Source organism: Rhizobium sp. GW821-FHT14E12 (genome assembly GCF_058803745.1).
The window spans coordinates 111,824-126,021 of the sequence record NZ_JBXAPH010000003.1 but is presented as its reverse complement, the minus strand read 5'-3'; the positions used below and the strand labels follow the sequence as shown (position 1 = coordinate 126,021).

Genomic DNA, 14,198 nt, shown 5'->3' with positions numbered 1-14,198 from the left:
TTATTAATGTGAGGAAAGCGGATGCTATTGGCTCAATCCGATCTCCGCTCCTTGACGGTGTTTCGCGCAGTCGTAGAGCATAAGAGTTTTCTCGGCGCGCAAATCGCGCTTGGTCTCAGCCAGTCCGCCATCAGCTTCCACATCAAGGCGCTGGAAGATCGTTTGGGTTTCAAGCTGTGCCGACGGGGCCGCTCGGGTTTCGAGCTGACGGATCGTGGCGTTATCGTACACGAGCGGTCGAAAGGCCTTTTTCTGGCACTCAATGCCTTCGAGAGCGACATTGGCGCACTCAAAAACCGCATTACCGGCACGCTGAGGCTTGGCCTGATCGACAACACCATCACTGATAGCGACCTGCCGATCCACCGGGTGATTGCTCGTATCAGCGAGAAGGCCCCCGAAGCGCGCGTTGAACTGGCAATCGACACCCCTGATGCGCTGCTTTCCGAAATCGCCAATGGCGGACTGGACATCGCGCTTTTACCGGAAACACAACCCTATCAGGGTCTGAAGCTCTCCCGACTTCGGGAAGAAATCCATTCGCTCTACTGCGGCCAAGGGCACCCGCTCTTCAAGCAGGGTGGGGCGGAGTTGACGATAGAGCACGTCGAGTCTTTCGATTTCGTGGTGCGGCCCTACGCCAACATGCGTGAATTGCAATTCTTTCCGCGCGCACGAACGCGCGCGGTCGCCTCGAATATGGAGGCGCAGGCGATGTTCATTATGTCCGGACATTATCTCGGTTATTTGCCGGACCATTACGCCCGCGACTGGGTTCAGAAAGGTTGCTTCCGATCGATTATGCCGGATGAAACTCGAATTCACTCCACGTTCGTCATAGCCACGCGCTCCGCGGAAAAACCTTCAACCATCCTTGATTTCTTCATCCGCGAGCTGGCCGGCATTGCGTCGGAATCCCTACACAAGAGGCAATCTCCCGCTGTGGCGGGACTATGAGGTTTGCTGCCCAATCCCACGGTGATATAAAGCTCGCGCAATCGTTTCGACATCGGGCCAGGTGCTCACGTCGATCATTTCACCGTCGATGCAGACCGCCGGCGCCACGAGTTTCATAGCGTCGATTAGCCTTCATGGATTGCGAGGGTGGGCAAAGGGAGCAAAATCTACTCCTTCCGCGGCGAGCGCGTTGCGCAGCGACTGTGCCATTGCCACGGCGCCAGGCGTATCGCCGTGGACGCAGATGGATGCCGCCTCGACCGGCAGCTTGCGGCCACCGATGGTCGGGATTTCTCCGTCACGAACCATGGACAAAACCTGGTCCATGCTCTGTTGCAGATCATGAATGACCGAGCCTTCTCGCTGCCGGGAAGTCAGCATTCCATTGTCGTCATAGGTCCGGTCGGCATAGACTTCGCACGCGACCTTCAGGCCGGCCCTTTCGGCAGCCTTCATGGTCTCCGAATAGGGAAGGGTGAGGAAGACGAGAGAGGGATCGACAGCCTTGATCGCGCGGACGCAGACATCCGCAAGGATGGGATCCTCGGCTGCCATGTTGCCGAGCGAGCCGTGTGTCTTCATGTGGCTGATCGGCCAGCCGAGTGCGCTTGCCATGCCCTGGATCGCCGCGATCTGGTAGATCAGCTGCGCCTCGATATCCTCGGGACGTTCGCCGGAGATGCGGCGCCGGCCGAAACCGTAGAGATCCATGAAGGAGGGATGCGCGCCGATTGAAACGCCTGAAGCCTTGGCGGCGAGAATGGTGTCGCGCATGACCATGGGATCGCCGGCATGGAAGCCGCAGGCAATATTGGCTGTCGTGATCAGTCCGAGCATGGCCTTGTCGTCGCCGATCGTATAGGCGCCGAAGCCTTCTCCCATGTCGCAGTTCAAATCAATCGTTGCCATGCGGCTTGCTCCCCGTCGACGATTCCGGCCTGATACGGCAGCATAATTCTTTACCGTTCTGTTGCATTGCACGAACTTTGTTCATATCATCCGGCCATAGTTGACATACAGTTGGTATACTGAAATAGCAAGTCAGGTGAATATGGAAACGCACCGGTTTTGACGGGCGGTGCTCTGTTTTCGATGTGCCAGATTGACGGAAGGAGGGGTGTCGGCGCAATGGCCGAAATGTTCCCACGCATTCGCGCTTGCGGCGACAGCATGCTGTCGGTCGAACTCGCCGATCATATCGACGATGATGTCAACAGGCGCATCATCGCGCTCTTCGACGAGCTGAGCCTCAACCCCATTGCGGGCATCGAAGAAATGGCCCCGACCTATCGTTCGCTCAGTGTCATCTACGATCCCGCGATCATCCGCGGCGCAGCGCTTGCCGATGTGCTGCAGAAGCGGCTGCAGGCTTTGTCCGTGACAGATACATCCTCGCGCTGCTTCAGCGTACCCGTCGTCTACGGTGGCACCGTCGGGATTGACCTCGACGAGCTGGCTCGCATGAAGGACATGACCACGGTCGAACTCGTCAATCTGCATGCCAGTGCCGAGTATCGTGTTTATATGATCGGTTTTGCGCCCGGGTTTGCCTATCTCGGCGGCCTTCCGGATGTGTTGCATACGCCGCGACTGGCCGCGCCGCGCCAACGGATCGAGGCAAGTGCCATCGGCATAGGCGGCAAACAGGCCAGCATCAATTCAGTGCCGGGGCCGAGCGGCTGGCGCTTTATCGGCCGTACGCCGGTCAGGCTTTTTGATCCTCATCGGACGCCGCCTTTTCTTCTCAAGGCTGGCGATCGCATCCGCTTTCGTCCGATCGGCGAGGCCGAGGCGGTGCGTCTCGATACGATGGTCGCGGCGGGCCAGACCGCTTTGGAGCTTGAAGTCGCATGATGCATTTGCGGATTCGTCAAGCGGGACCCATGGTGACGGTTCAGGATTGCGGCCGCAGGGGATTGCTGCATTCCGGCGTCTCCGGCTCCGGGCCGATGGATGCGCCGTCTTTCCGCATTGCCAACGCACTGGTGGGCAACCGTCAGGATATGGCCGCTCTTGAGTTTGCCAGCGCGGGCGGCACGTTCGAGGTCACCGAGCCGGTTCGTTTTGCCGTCACCGGCGGCGACGTGGATATCCGCATCGACGGCTCCGCCGTGCGCCCATGGGAGAGCCATGATCTCTTTCCTGGATCTACGCTCGTCGTCGGCGGCCTGCGATCGGCCGTTTGGGGATATCTAGCGTTTTCCGGCGGCATCGACACGCCCTTGATCTTGGGTTCCCGCGCCACGCATCTGCGCACGGGTCTTGGTGGCCATGAAGGACGTTGCCTAAGGACTGGCGATCTCTTATCGATCGCCCCCCTCGATCCGATGCCGCATCTTGTGCTCACAAAGCCGTGGCGCCGGTCCAATCGCCCCATCAACGTCGTGGCAGGGCCGCAGGATGATTATTTTGATGCGTCCGCCTGGCGTACCTTCCTCGGGAGTTCGTTCACCGTATCCGCCAGTCGCGACCGCATGGCGCAGATGCTGGATGGGCCAGTGATCTCCGCCATCCGAGGCAATGATATCGTCTCGGATGGCACCACCTTCGGATCGATCCAGGTCCCGGGTTCCGGCCGGCCGATCGTTTTGATGGCCGAACGCCAGACGACCGGCGGCTATCCGAAAATAGCGACTGTGGCTTCCGTCGACGTGCCACGGTTGGCGCAGACGCCGAGCGGCATGGCGATCCGTTTTCGCTTGATTTCCCAGGCCACGGCAGAGGCGCTGCTGGTCGCGGAGCGGCAAGCCCTACAAGACGTGATTACGGGTCTGTCCGAAAAGATCGCGCCAATGAGCGTCGCACAAGAGGTAGCGCCATGACACAACCGCTTGCCAAGCAGGCCTACACCAAGATCATCGAAATGATCCTGTCGGGCGCGCTCATGCCGGGGGATGCCTTGCAGGAGGCCAAGCTGGGCGAAGCGCTGGACATGTCGCGCACGCCCGTTCGCGAAGCAATCAAACGCATCGAAGCCGAGGGGCTGGTGACGCAGGATGGACGCTTCCTCAAGGTGCGGCAGCTTTCCGGCGAGGAGGTGGAGGAAATCTTCTTCCTGCGCCAGACGCTCGAAGCCCATTCTGCTCGCGCGGCCACGGGGCTTCCCGCCGGCCGGCTGGATGAGATAGAGGCGCGCGTCCGCCGCCTGCAATTGGAGGGACCAGGGGAAGAGGACGAACAGCGTCGTGTCGACGACGACTTTCATCGGATGTTGGCCGCGGCAACGGGCAGCGCCATGATCGTCGCCACCATCGACGATCTCCGCCGCCGCACCTGCATGTTCGACCACACGCAGGTTCCGGACCGCTTTCTTAAAGGATGCGCCGAACACCTTGAGATTATCACCGCGCTGCGGGTCGGTGACGGCGAAACGGCGGGCCGGCTGATGGCCATGCATGTCGCCAATGCGCGCGATGCCATTCTGGCGCGCCTGAAATCGTCCGACGAAGGATCCGATTGATGAAATGTCTGATTGTCCAACCGGTTCATGCCGACGGCATTGCGTTGCTCGGGGAGGTAGGTATTGAGCCGGTATTCTGCCCTTCTGCGGATATGGCAACGGTCGCCCGCATGATCCCCGGCTGCGAGGCGGTGATCACCAGGGATGCCGGCCTTTCCGCGGCCGCGATCAATGCTGCTGATGTGTTGCGCGTTGTCGTCGTGCACGGTGCCGGTCACGATGCAGTCGACAAGGAAGCGGCAAGCGAACGTGGCGTGCTTGTCTGCAATACGCCGGGTGCCAATGCGCGGTCGGTGTCGGAGCTTGCTCTTGGCCTTGCACTGGCGATCGCGCGGCGCATCCCGGCTGCAGACCGCAGCGAACGAGCCGGCACAAGGGGTTTTCGCGAGATGGAGACCTTCACGGAATTGGCCGGCAAGACGGCTCTCATTGTCGGCTGGGGCGCAACCGGCGCGGGGCTTGGCCGCATGCTGAAGGCCGCGTTCGATGTACGCGTTCTGGTCTATTCGCCTCGCACTGCCGAGGTGGAGGGCTTCGAACGAGTGGAAAAACTCGAAGATGGCCTGGTACAGGCGGATCTGGTCTCGCTGCACACGCCACTGCGGCCGGAGACGCGCGGGCTGATCGATGCAAGAGCGCTTTCGCATATCAAGCCTGGCGCCATTCTCGTCAATACCGCACGAGCGGGCCTTGTGGATGAAGCCGCACTTGCCGAAGCCATCGCCTCCGGGCGGGTCGCCGGGGCTGGACTTGATGTCTATTCCCACGAAGCGCCATCAGGCCCCCTTGGCCAGTCGAACCGGGTGATCTTTACGCCGCATCTCGGTGGTGCAACGCTCGAGGCCCTGCGTCGCGTGGCCATCGGCTCGGCTCGCAATGTGCTGATGGCCCTTTCCGGTGAACGCCCGGCGACGGCACTCAACGATCCGGCACGGAGTTACGCATGAGCCGCGTTATTGAAGATACCATCGATCGGCTGCTCGATCGCATCAACGCCATTTCGGAGCCGGGGCCGGGCTATACGCGCCCATCCTACAGTGCGCTGGAAACCGCTGCCCATCAGGTCATCGCCGAGGAGGCGGAAGCCCTAGGCCTGACGGTGAAGCGGGACGCTGCGGGCAATCTGTTCGCCCGGCTGCCGGGCAGGGACCGTACGGCCGCGCCCCTTTATATCGGCTCGCATCTCGACACCGTGCCGATGGGTGGCGCCTATGACGGGCAGGCCGGCGTTGCTGGCGCCATGGCTCTTGCCGCTGCCTTCGTCGACAGCGGCACACCGCCGCCCGTCGATCTGGTGGTGACGGTGACGCGCGCGGAAGAGAGCGTCTGGTTCCCGGTTTCCTATATCGGCTCTCGCGCGGCACTCGGGCGGCTTTCGGCCGAAGACATGAAGGCGGTCCGGTTCGATACCGGCCGGACGTTGGCCGATCACATGTGCGAGGAGGGTGGCGATCCGGAGGCTGTCATCGCCGGGCTAGGACTCGCGCCTGCACGCTTCATAGAGCTGCATATCGAGCAGGGACCCGTTCTTGATGAGGCAGGCGAGGCCTTCGCCATCGTCGACGGCGTGCGCGGTGGGCTGCGCTATCGCGACGCCCGCATCAACGGTGTCTGGGCTCATTCCGGCGGTGCGCCGCGCGGCGCGCGTTCCGATACTGTTTTTGCCCTGGCGGATCTGGTGGTCGCGATGGATCGAAGATGGGGCGCAATCCTGGAGGAAAAGCATGATCTTGCCGTGACGGTCGGCCGCGTCGATGCGGCCAGTTCCGAACACGCCTTTGCCAAGGTGCCCGGCCGGCTCGATTTCTGCCTCGACCTGCGCAGCGACGATCCAGCCATTCTTGAGCGGATGGATCGGCTGGTGACGACTGAAATTGCGTTGATCGAGCAAGCCCGCGGCGTTTCCTTCGAGCTTGGCGTCCAATCCCGCAGTCAGCCGACTCGGCTCTCAGTGCAACTCGGTGACGAGATCTGTGAGGCTGCGCGCCGGCTTGGCTTTTCGCCACGCCGGATGCTGTCCGGCGGCGGCCATGATGCTGCCGCCTTCGCCCAGGCGGGCTGGGAGTCGGTCATGGTGTTCCTGCGCAATTGGGATGGCAGTCACAATCCCAAGGAAGGCATGGATCCCGCCGACCTTGCCACTGCGGTTCGGGTGCTGCATGCGGCATGGACGAAGAACGGCCAGGAGAGCCTATGAGCGAGAAGGAAACATTGGCCCAGCAGGCCTATCGCGACGTCAAGCAACGTATCCTTGCTGGCACCCTCCCTGCGGGCGATGTCCTGACTGAGAGAGCCCTTGCCCAGGAATCCGGCATTTCGCGCACGCCGTTGCGCGCAGCTATCTCCCGGCTGGAAAAGGAAGGCGTCATCTCGCGGCTCACCAATGGAGCGTTGATGGTGCGGCCCGTCACGGTGGAGCAACTCCTTGAAATCGTCCAGATAAGACGTCTGCTCGAAGGTGCTGCTGCAGCCAGGGCCGCCGGGCGACCCATGACGCCGGCACTCGAGCAGTCCCGCGAGACGATGCGTGCCTATGCGCAGGGAGGCGACGTCGCCTTCGATCAATTCTGGCTCGATGACGACGTCTTTCATCTGGCCGTCGCGGAAGCGGCCGGTCTCAGCCTGCTGCCGGCCATGATCACGGAAATGCGTGGCATCGCCCGGCGTTGCACCATCACTCGCACCCATGACCGCTTCGACCAGCAGGCAGGCGAGCACCTCGCCGTCATCGACGCCATCGAAGCGCGAGATGGCGAGCGCGCTTGCGCCGCCATGCAAACCCATTTCGACAGTGTTCGTAGCCGATTTTTGGGCTGGCTCGACCGACGCTAATGATGGAAATTGTGATCGCACCAGATGCATGAATTCGCAGAACTGCGCGGCCGCGAAGCCGCTTTTACCGAAACGGAGTTCGCCGAAAGGCAGTCGCGAAGCCGCGCCGCCATACGAGCGGCCGGTCATGAGGCACTCGTCGTTACCGGACCGGAAAACATCTACTGGCTGACCGGTCGGCAGACGGCTGGTTATTTCGCATTCCAGGCGCTGGTTCTGCCTGTCGAGGGCAACCCGTGCCTCCTAGTGCGGGAACTGGAACTAGCCGGATCGGTCGCCAACACATGGATGCGGAATATCCATACCTACCAGGACGGCGAAGATCCGGCCGTGGCATTGGCGGGACTTCTGAGGACGCTCGGTATCTCCCGTCCGGCCATTGAACTGGGAGGCTGGTTCGTTTCGCCGCTCATGGCCGACAGGATTGCCCAGGAAATCGGCCACGGCGGCTTGATAGACGGCTCGGCAATCTTGCCGCCGCTCAGAATGGTGAAGTCGAAAGCGGAGCTGGATGCGATCAGGGCTGCGGCAGGCTATGCTCAAGCGGGTATGGTGGCCGGGATCGCTGCCTGTGACGCCGGCGTGGACGAGAACGCGGTTGCGGCCGCCATGCTGGCTGCGGCGACCGAAGCCGGATCGGAGGCCATGGCGATGGAGCCCTTGGTGTCTTCGGGGCCGCGCAGTGGCCTGCCGCATATGACATGGCGCCGGCGGAAGCTGACGGTGGGGGACCCTGTCTTTCTTGAGCTGGCGGGAAGCCACGCCCGGTATCACGCAGGCTTGATGCGCGCCGTCTGGATCGGCCATCCGCCCGACGAAGCACGTCGCATGATGGACTGCGCGCTTGCCGCCCTCGAGGCGGCCCTTGCGGCGATCCGACCTGGCGTGCCCTGCAGCGTGCCGCATGAGGCGGCGCAGAAGGTGATCGATGCGAAAGGCTATCATGCTGCCTTTCGCAAGCGCATCGGATATTCGATGGGGGTCGCCTTCGCGCCCGACTGGGGCGAAGGGGGAATTCTCAGTCTCTTCAGCGGCGTGTCGCAACTGATCGAGCCGGGCATGGTCTTCCATCTGCCTGCGACCTTGCGAAGCTACGGTGTCTGGACCGTCGGCGCTTCCGAAACCGTGATCGTTACCGAAACCGGGGTAGAGCCGCTATCGACGCTACCGCGGGACCTTGTCGTTCGATAGCGGAGCGGGGTCTGGCCGAACTTCAGGCCTAAGTGCTACCACCAGAAGCTTGGCGATTTGGTGAGGAGTTCGTTGCCGTCTTCACCGATGATGATGATGTCCTCGAAGAAGGCCGCGCCGATACTGTCAAGCGAGAGAAAGGCTTCCACGCCGAACACCATATTCTTCTCGATGCGGTCTTGCGGCAAGGACATGCTGGTGGAGATGCGCGGCAGTTCGAAGCCGAGCCCGATACTATGGCCGAAGAAGGGGAAGTTCTTCATGATCGGCGAGACGGCGCCGCCGAACGCTGCCGTCATGCGATCACCCTCCGCTGCTACGTCGAGAAGCCTCACACCCGGCCGCATCATGTCGGACAGGGCATGCACGATGCCTGCGGTGGCCTCGATCAGCCGACGCTGGTCATCATTGGGTCTGCCACGAACACCTGTGCGGCCGGGATCGAGATAATATCCCTGATAGAAGGCTGCATGGAGCGTACCGGTGACGATATCGCCCGGTTGCGGCGTATCGGCGCTGTAACCGGTCAGCGGGAAGCGCTGATCGAAACCGAGCGTATCGCCGTGATTGCAGCCGATCATTTGGAGGCGACCGCCGAGGCGTACCACCTCACGGGCCGCCTCACCGGCAGCCTCTCGTTCGGATAGTCCGCCTGTCAGTCCTTCCATCAGCCGGTTCAGCCCGATAGTCGCCGTCTCGCCGGCGATCCGGAAACAGTCGAGCTCGCGCGGGCTTTTGATGCGTCTGACGCTGCGGATGAGATCATCGGCCTCGATCCATTCCACCTGCGGGGCTCCGTCAACGAGCTGGCTGTAATATTTGACCGGGATGAAATTCGTGCCGACCAGCGCGACGCGGCCCTTGATGCCCCGTTCGACCATCGCCTTGGCAATGCTGGCAAAGGGATGGTTCGAAGAGCGCACGTCGGCGATGGAGACGAGATCGCCGCGCACTTCCGGTTCGTCGATGTGTAGTTCCGGCGCTTTGCCTTGCTGGAGGATGATGCCGGAGAAGGAGCGTGCAGACCAGATCAGCGAATCCATGCCGCCGCTGATCGCGTAGTGATTGGACAGGTAGAGAATGTCGCCGCAGTTGTCCGTCGTACCCCCGCCGCGCCCGAAAACCACGGCCGTCTCGAAGCCGCGAGCCTTCATTTCTGCGAGAACACGCGCCCAGCGTGCCTCGTATTCATCGAGCGGAAAATATCTGGCCATGGCACGGTTCCTTTGACGCGTAAGCACCTTTTGACGCTGGTCGGCTGAAGGCGCGAAGCTTTCAAATTTCGGTACACCAACTGTATTCAGCGGTCAACGCATGCCATGATCCATCGGATGTGTTCGGCCGTCCCCTTTGGCTCTTAATGACTATCTTTTGCGCAGGAGGGCTGATTTTTTACGCAGAACGCCAATAATTTTTGCAGTAAATCATTGAAAAACAAACTTGAATTCCATTGGTATACCGAATAGGCTGAGTTTGAAAGTCAATGGTCGGGCAAACGGACCGTAAGAAGCTTCCAGCTCCAATGAGGCCCGTGCCCCGTCGAAACGCGAGTTTTGCATCATGACCGAATGTTCCGAAATCGTGCCGGCCAGCCATGGGCGCGCCTTCACGATGCGCGCCGGCCAGTTCGCCGTCATCACCAATAGTCATGGCAACCAGGTCGTCGACACCTGGGCCATATCGGCTGATGATCCGAGCGATGTCATGTCGATGGACCATACCCGATCGGTCAACAGCAACATCTTCTTCAAGCAGGGCATGTCGGCCGTCGGCACCCGCCGCCTCAAGATGCTGACGCTGGTCGAAGACACAGCAGCGCTGGCGCATGACACGCTTCTCTGCCCCTGCAATTCTGCTCTCTATCATGAGCTTGGTTGCGAGGAGGGGCATCGCAGTTGTTCCGGCAATTTTCACGAGGCGCTTGCCGAGAAAGGTATTGCCTCGTCGTTCACCCCGGCATCGCTCAATCTTTTCATGAATGTGCCTGTCCGGGGCGATGGTGCCGTCGAGCGCTTGCCTCCTGCATCGCAGCCAGGCGACCGGGTCGCGCTGCGCGCCGAGATGGACCTTGTTCTGGTGCTCTCCGCGTGCCCGCAGGACGTCACCGTCATCAACGGGATCGGCCGCGCGCCTAGGGATGTCGCGGTTGATATCCTCGACCAATTGCCGACGGGGGGCGAATGATGCCGGAGCCTATACTGACCCTGCGCGATATCCGAAAGAGTTTCGGGGACAATGAGGTCTTGAAGGGAATTTCGCTCACCGTCACGGCGGGCGAGGTTGTCTCGATCATCGGCGCCAGCGGCTCGGGCAAGAGTACCTTCCTGCGCTCCATCAATGCGTTGGAAATGCCGCAATCCGGCTTCATGGATTTCGACGAGCTTTCGTTCGATTTTCGGCCTGAGTCCCGTCAGTTCCCAATGCCGGCGCAATTGCAGGCGCTGCGGCGTCGGGTGGGCATGGTGTTTCAGAGCTACAATCTCTGGCCACACATGACGGTTCTGGAAAATGTCATCCACGCACCGGTCAAACTCCTGAAGATGCCGCGCTCCCAGGCGATCGAGGAGGCCGAAGCGCTGCTGTCGCGCATCGGGCTTTATGAAAAGCGGCATAGCTATCCCTCCCGACTATCCGGCGGCCAGCAGCAACGCGTCGCCATTGTCCGGGCTTTGGCGATGAAGCCCCGACTGATGCTGTTTGACGAGGTGACATCGGCGCTCGACCCGGAACTGGTTCACGAGGTGTTGGTATTGATGGCATCGCTTGCCGCGGAAGGCATGACCATGCTGCTCGTCACGCACGAAATTGCCTTTGCGCGAGACGTTTCTTCTCGGGTTCTCTTCTTCGACAAGGGTGTCGTCGCCGAATCCGGAGCGCCCGACATCCTGCGCAATCCGCAAAGCGAGCGGTTGCAGCAATTCCTGCATCGCATTCTGCATGACCAATTCGGCTCCCTTGGCATGGATGCATCCAACGGGGAGGTGCTTTCATGAACGAAGCGTTTCTTGAAGAACTCACGCTCTATGGCCCGGGATTTGTCGAGGCTGCCTGGACGGTGCTCTGGCTGACGGTGGCCACGATCGTCTTCAGTTGGATCTGTGGTCTCGCGGCCGCTCTGGCGCATGGATCGAAGTGGCGCGCGGCGCGCATGGCATCGGCTTTCTATGTCTGGTTCGTTCGCGGAACGCCGACCCTCATCCAAGTTTTCATCATCTATTTCGGATTACCTGCGTTTGGTATCAAGCTTTCTCCCTTCGTCGCCGGCGTCCTGTCGCTCGGGATCAACAGCGGCGCTTATGTTGCGGAGATCATTCGTGGCGGCCTTTCGGCCATTCCGCGTGGGCAGACGGAGTCGGCGCTCGCGCTCGGTTTCAGCCCGACAGAGACCATGCGCAGCATCATCCTGCCACAGGTCTCTCGCATCATCCTGCCGTCCATCACCAATGAGGCGATTTCGACGTTGAAGAACACGTCGCTGCTGTCGACGATTACGGTGGTGGAACTCACCCTTTACGCCCAGACGCTGATCGCCGCGACATTCCGCCCGTTCGAATTCTACATCACGGTTGCGATCATCTATCTCGTCCTGACCACCATTCTCACCCAGCTTTCAGCTTGGCTGGAGCGGCACTATGCGGCCCAGACATAAACGGCACGGTCTGGGCCACGCGCACCCGGAAGTTTTATGCGCCGCGAGGCGAAGACGATACCTCAACTAGATCAATAAAAGGGAACAATAGCCATGAAATTCAAACTGTTTGCATTCGCTGCCACCATGCTTGCCGCCGCCGCCTTTGGTAACGCGCCGGCTTCGGCCGCTGGTCTGGAGCTCCTGGAACCTGGCAAGCTGCAGGTCGCGACCGAGGGCACATTTGCGCCTTTCAGCATGCGCGCTCCCGACGGCACGCTGGACGGCCTGGAGATCCGTGTGATGAAGGAAGTGGCCAAGCGTTTGGATCTCGCCTACACGCCTGTCCTCATCAAATGGGATTCGCTCCTCGTCGGCTTGCAGGCCGATCAGTATGACGTCATCAGCGCATCCATGGACATCACGCCCGAACGTCAGAAGAAGGTTACCTTCGCCAACGGCTGGCTGGAATCGGGTGGCCGCATCATCGTTTCGAAGGGTTCGCCGATCAAGAGTGCCGCCGATCTGAAAGGCAAGACAGTCGGCGCGCTCGTCTCCTCCACCTTTGCCAAGATCGCCGAGGAAAAGGGCGCATCCGTCAAGGGCTATAAGGCTGAGGCCGACGCCATGCAGGATCTCGTCAATGGAAATATCGATGCGACGATCACGGACTCGATCGCTGGAGCCTATGCGGTCAAGAACGCACATATGCCGCTGGAGATGACGGATGACTACGTCAGCCACATCCAGAAGGGTTTTGCTATCAAGAAGGGCAAGCCGGAGCTCGTGAAGGCTATCAACAAGGCTCTCGCGGATATGGTGGCCGACGGTACCTATGCAAAGCTGACCACGGATCTGGTTGGCTTCGATCCGGCGCCGAAAGACCCGATCAAATCAGTCGAGTAGGCAGCTGCACGGCAGATGCCTTGCCTGTTGACGGGGAATAACGCCGCATCCGCGTGATGAAGCATTTCGCAGGAGCGTCAATTTCAGGGGTTCCGGTCAACGTCGATCGGAACCTCGTTTTGCATGCACGCTATATATCGCAGCCTATGTCGGCATGAACGGCAGGGCTCGGTTGCCGCGGAAATCGGGATTATGGCAACAAGGTCGCAGCCGATCGGAAGGTCCCGCCTTGAGAGGCCAGACTTTCAACCATAAAATCCACGAAAGCACGAACCTTCGGCGAAAGCTGACGATTGGATTGCCAGACAAGGGAGAGTGAGCCGAAAGGAGCCATGAACGAGGTGAGAACCGGGGTGAGCATGCCGCTCCGGATGTATGGCTCCGCGACATAGACGGGCAGATGGGAAAGCCCCAGCCCATCCAGGGTCGCCCGCAATCCCGCGTCCGTATTGTTGAAGATGAGGTTTTTGGGCAGGATCAGCCGCTCGTGGGGAGCTTGAAATGCCCAGGGCGCGATGCGGCCGCTGGATGGATATTTGAAGTGAATGCAGGCATGCCCGGCAAGATCAGCCGGTGTCTGCGGGTGGCCGCGCCGTTCGACATATTCGGGACTCCCGCAGACGACGAAATGCTGCTGTCCGAGGACGCGGGCGATCAATCCACTATCGGCCAACTCACCGCTGCGGACAACGACATCCACGCCCTCGGAAACGAGATCCACCACCCGATCCTCGAAATCAATGTCTAGTTCGATCCCCGGGAAGGATTCGACGAAGGATCGCAGGATCGGCATGAAGAGATGATGCCCGACGATATGAGGCATGCTGACGCGCAGGCGTCCCGTTGGCCGCTCCCGGCTCTGAAGGATTGCCGCCTCAGCATCCCCGAGGTCGTCAATGATGCGTTTGCAGCGCTCGTAGAATACCGCGCCTTCTTCCGTCAGGCTCATGCTGCGTGTCGTGCGATTGAAGAGCCGCACCCCGAGATGTGCTTCGAGGCGGCCTACCGCTTTGCCAATGGCGGATGGAGATGCCCCTGCGACGCGTGCGGCCGCCACATAGCTCTGCTGCTCGGCGGCGTGAACAAAGGCGGCAATGCCCGTCAGGCTTTCCATGACGTCTCCAATTGAAGAACTTTTGTCCTTTAAGTAGTTCCATCTCCCATAATTGATCAACATTAAAGATAAAATATCCTTCGCTTTCAGCTTTGCAGGCACCGATGCCC

Annotated in this window: 15 protein-coding genes; 12 read left to right on the top strand and 3 right to left on the bottom strand. The window is 60.7% G+C overall.

The genetic code is table 11. From position 1 onward, the window contains the following. The first annotated feature begins 21 nt into the window (after nt 1-21). Nucleotides 22-957 (top strand): LysR family transcriptional regulator, encoded by a 936-nt coding sequence (locus AC1RO0_RS13930; RefSeq protein WP_498593484.1) that lies wholly within the window; start codon nt 22-24, stop codon nt 955-957. Between the two features lie 132 nt (nt 958-1,089). On the opposite strand, the gene AC1RO0_RS13925 is transcribed toward AC1RO0_RS13930, so the two are convergent. Beyond that, nucleotides 1,090-1,866, bottom strand: a complete 777-nt coding sequence (locus AC1RO0_RS13925) for a LamB/YcsF family protein (protein ID WP_498593483.1) — start codon at nt 1,864-1,866, stop codon at nt 1,090-1,092. Between the two features lie 219 nt (nt 1,867-2,085). Between AC1RO0_RS13925 and pxpB the strand changes: the two genes are divergently transcribed. Genes pxpB through AC1RO0_RS13890 form a run of 7 tightly spaced genes read left to right on the top strand, consistent with a single transcriptional unit; the run spans nt 2,086 to nt 8,440 of the window. Further along, complete coding sequence (gene pxpB, locus AC1RO0_RS13920; protein ID WP_498593482.1) at nt 2,086-2,811, top strand: 5-oxoprolinase subunit PxpB; 726 nt, start codon at nt 2,086-2,088, stop codon at nt 2,809-2,811. After that, entirely contained in the window at nt 2,808-3,779 is a 972-nt protein-coding gene (locus tag AC1RO0_RS13915; protein WP_498593481.1) for a 5-oxoprolinase subunit C family protein, read from the top strand. The genes pxpB and AC1RO0_RS13915 overlap by 4 nt, the downstream gene beginning before the upstream one ends. Continuing rightward, complete coding sequence (locus AC1RO0_RS13910; RefSeq protein ID WP_498593480.1) at nt 3,776-4,417, top strand: GntR family transcriptional regulator; 642 nt, start codon at nt 3,776-3,778, stop codon at nt 4,415-4,417. Before AC1RO0_RS13915 ends, AC1RO0_RS13910 begins: the two co-directional genes overlap by 4 nt. After that, nucleotides 4,417-5,364 (top strand): NAD(P)-dependent oxidoreductase, encoded by a 948-nt coding sequence (locus AC1RO0_RS13905; RefSeq protein WP_498593479.1) that lies wholly within the window; start codon nt 4,417-4,419, stop codon nt 5,362-5,364. The genes AC1RO0_RS13910 and AC1RO0_RS13905 overlap by 1 nt, the downstream gene beginning before the upstream one ends. After that, entirely contained in the window at nt 5,361-6,614 is a 1,254-nt protein-coding gene (locus AC1RO0_RS13900; protein WP_498593478.1) for a Zn-dependent hydrolase, read from the top strand. Before AC1RO0_RS13905 ends, AC1RO0_RS13900 begins: the two co-directional genes overlap by 4 nt. Next, entirely contained in the window at nt 6,611-7,249 is a 639-nt protein-coding gene (locus tag AC1RO0_RS13895; RefSeq protein ID WP_498593477.1) for a GntR family transcriptional regulator, read from the top strand. The genes AC1RO0_RS13900 and AC1RO0_RS13895 overlap by 4 nt, the downstream gene beginning before the upstream one ends. 24 nt (nt 7,250-7,273) lie before the next feature. Beyond that, nucleotides 7,274-8,440, top strand: coding sequence for a M24 family metallopeptidase (locus AC1RO0_RS13890; RefSeq protein WP_498593476.1), 1,167 nt, complete (start codon nt 7,274-7,276; stop codon nt 8,438-8,440). 35 nt (nt 8,441-8,475) lie between these two features. Here the strand turns inward: AC1RO0_RS13890 and AC1RO0_RS13885 are convergent, their stop codons facing one another. Further along, entirely contained in the window at nt 8,476-9,654 is a 1,179-nt protein-coding gene (locus AC1RO0_RS13885) for a M24 family metallopeptidase (RefSeq protein ID WP_498593475.1), read from the bottom strand. Between the two features lie 346 nt (nt 9,655-10,000). Here AC1RO0_RS13885 and AC1RO0_RS13880 point away from each other — a divergent pair, with 346 nt between their 5' ends. The 4 genes from AC1RO0_RS13880 to AC1RO0_RS13865 all read left to right on the top strand — a co-directional run bounded on the left by AC1RO0_RS13880 (nt 10,001) and on the right by AC1RO0_RS13865 (nt 12,974). Then, nucleotides 10,001-10,624 (top strand): DUF1989 domain-containing protein, encoded by a 624-nt coding sequence (locus AC1RO0_RS13880; protein WP_498593474.1) that lies wholly within the window; start codon nt 10,001-10,003, stop codon nt 10,622-10,624. Continuing rightward, entirely contained in the window at nt 10,624-11,433 is an 810-nt protein-coding gene (locus AC1RO0_RS13875) for an amino acid ABC transporter ATP-binding protein (RefSeq protein ID WP_498593473.1), read from the top strand. Before AC1RO0_RS13880 ends, AC1RO0_RS13875 begins: the two co-directional genes overlap by 1 nt. After that, nucleotides 11,430-12,089, top strand: coding sequence for an amino acid ABC transporter permease (locus tag AC1RO0_RS13870; protein WP_498593472.1), 660 nt, complete (start codon nt 11,430-11,432; stop codon nt 12,087-12,089). Before AC1RO0_RS13875 ends, AC1RO0_RS13870 begins: the two co-directional genes overlap by 4 nt. Before the next feature lie 93 nt (nt 12,090-12,182). Next, nucleotides 12,183-12,974 carry a transporter substrate-binding domain-containing protein gene (locus tag AC1RO0_RS13865; protein WP_498593471.1) on the top strand — a complete coding sequence of 264 codons (792 nt, stop codon included), beginning with the start codon at nt 12,183-12,185 and terminating at the stop codon, nt 12,972-12,974. 190 nt (nt 12,975-13,164) lie between these two features. Here the strand turns inward: AC1RO0_RS13865 and AC1RO0_RS13860 are convergent, their stop codons facing one another. Then, a complete protein-coding gene (locus AC1RO0_RS13860) occupies nt 13,165-14,088 on the bottom strand; it encodes a LysR family transcriptional regulator (RefSeq protein WP_498594023.1) in 924 nt (307 codons plus the stop codon). Between the last annotated feature and the right edge of the window lie 110 nt (nt 14,089-14,198).

Bases quoted from the DNA above. Each gene is read 5' to 3' on its own strand.
- AC1RO0_RS13930 (WP_498593484.1), top strand. From the start codon at position 22: ATGCTATTGGCTCAATCCGATCTCCGCTCCTTGACGGTGTTTCGCGCA.
- AC1RO0_RS13925 (WP_498593483.1), bottom strand. From the start codon at position 1,866: ATGGCAACGATTGATTTGAACTGCGACATGGGAGAAGGCTTCGGCGCC.
- pxpB (WP_498593482.1), top strand. From the start codon at position 2,086: ATGGCCGAAATGTTCCCACGCATTCGCGCTTGCGGCGACAGCATGCTG.
- AC1RO0_RS13915 (WP_498593481.1), top strand. From the start codon at position 2,808: ATGATGCATTTGCGGATTCGTCAAGCGGGACCCATGGTGACGGTTCAG.
- AC1RO0_RS13910 (WP_498593480.1), top strand. From the start codon at position 3,776: ATGACACAACCGCTTGCCAAGCAGGCCTACACCAAGATCATCGAAATG.
- AC1RO0_RS13905 (WP_498593479.1), top strand. From the start codon at position 4,417: ATGAAATGTCTGATTGTCCAACCGGTTCATGCCGACGGCATTGCGTTG.
- AC1RO0_RS13900 (WP_498593478.1), top strand. From the start codon at position 5,361: ATGAGCCGCGTTATTGAAGATACCATCGATCGGCTGCTCGATCGCATC.
- AC1RO0_RS13895 (WP_498593477.1), top strand. From the start codon at position 6,611: ATGAGCGAGAAGGAAACATTGGCCCAGCAGGCCTATCGCGACGTCAAG.
- AC1RO0_RS13890 (WP_498593476.1), top strand. From the start codon at position 7,274: ATGCATGAATTCGCAGAACTGCGCGGCCGCGAAGCCGCTTTTACCGAA.
- AC1RO0_RS13885 (WP_498593475.1), bottom strand. From the start codon at position 9,654: ATGGCCAGATATTTTCCGCTCGATGAATACGAGGCACGCTGGGCGCGT.
- AC1RO0_RS13880 (WP_498593474.1), top strand. From the start codon at position 10,001: ATGACCGAATGTTCCGAAATCGTGCCGGCCAGCCATGGGCGCGCCTTC.
- AC1RO0_RS13875 (WP_498593473.1), top strand. From the start codon at position 10,624: ATGCCGGAGCCTATACTGACCCTGCGCGATATCCGAAAGAGTTTCGGG.
- AC1RO0_RS13870 (WP_498593472.1), top strand. From the start codon at position 11,430: ATGAACGAAGCGTTTCTTGAAGAACTCACGCTCTATGGCCCGGGATTT.
- AC1RO0_RS13865 (WP_498593471.1), top strand. From the start codon at position 12,183: ATGAAATTCAAACTGTTTGCATTCGCTGCCACCATGCTTGCCGCCGCC.
- AC1RO0_RS13860 (WP_498594023.1), bottom strand. From the start codon at position 14,088: ATGGAAAGCCTGACGGGCATTGCCGCCTTTGTTCACGCCGCCGAGCAG.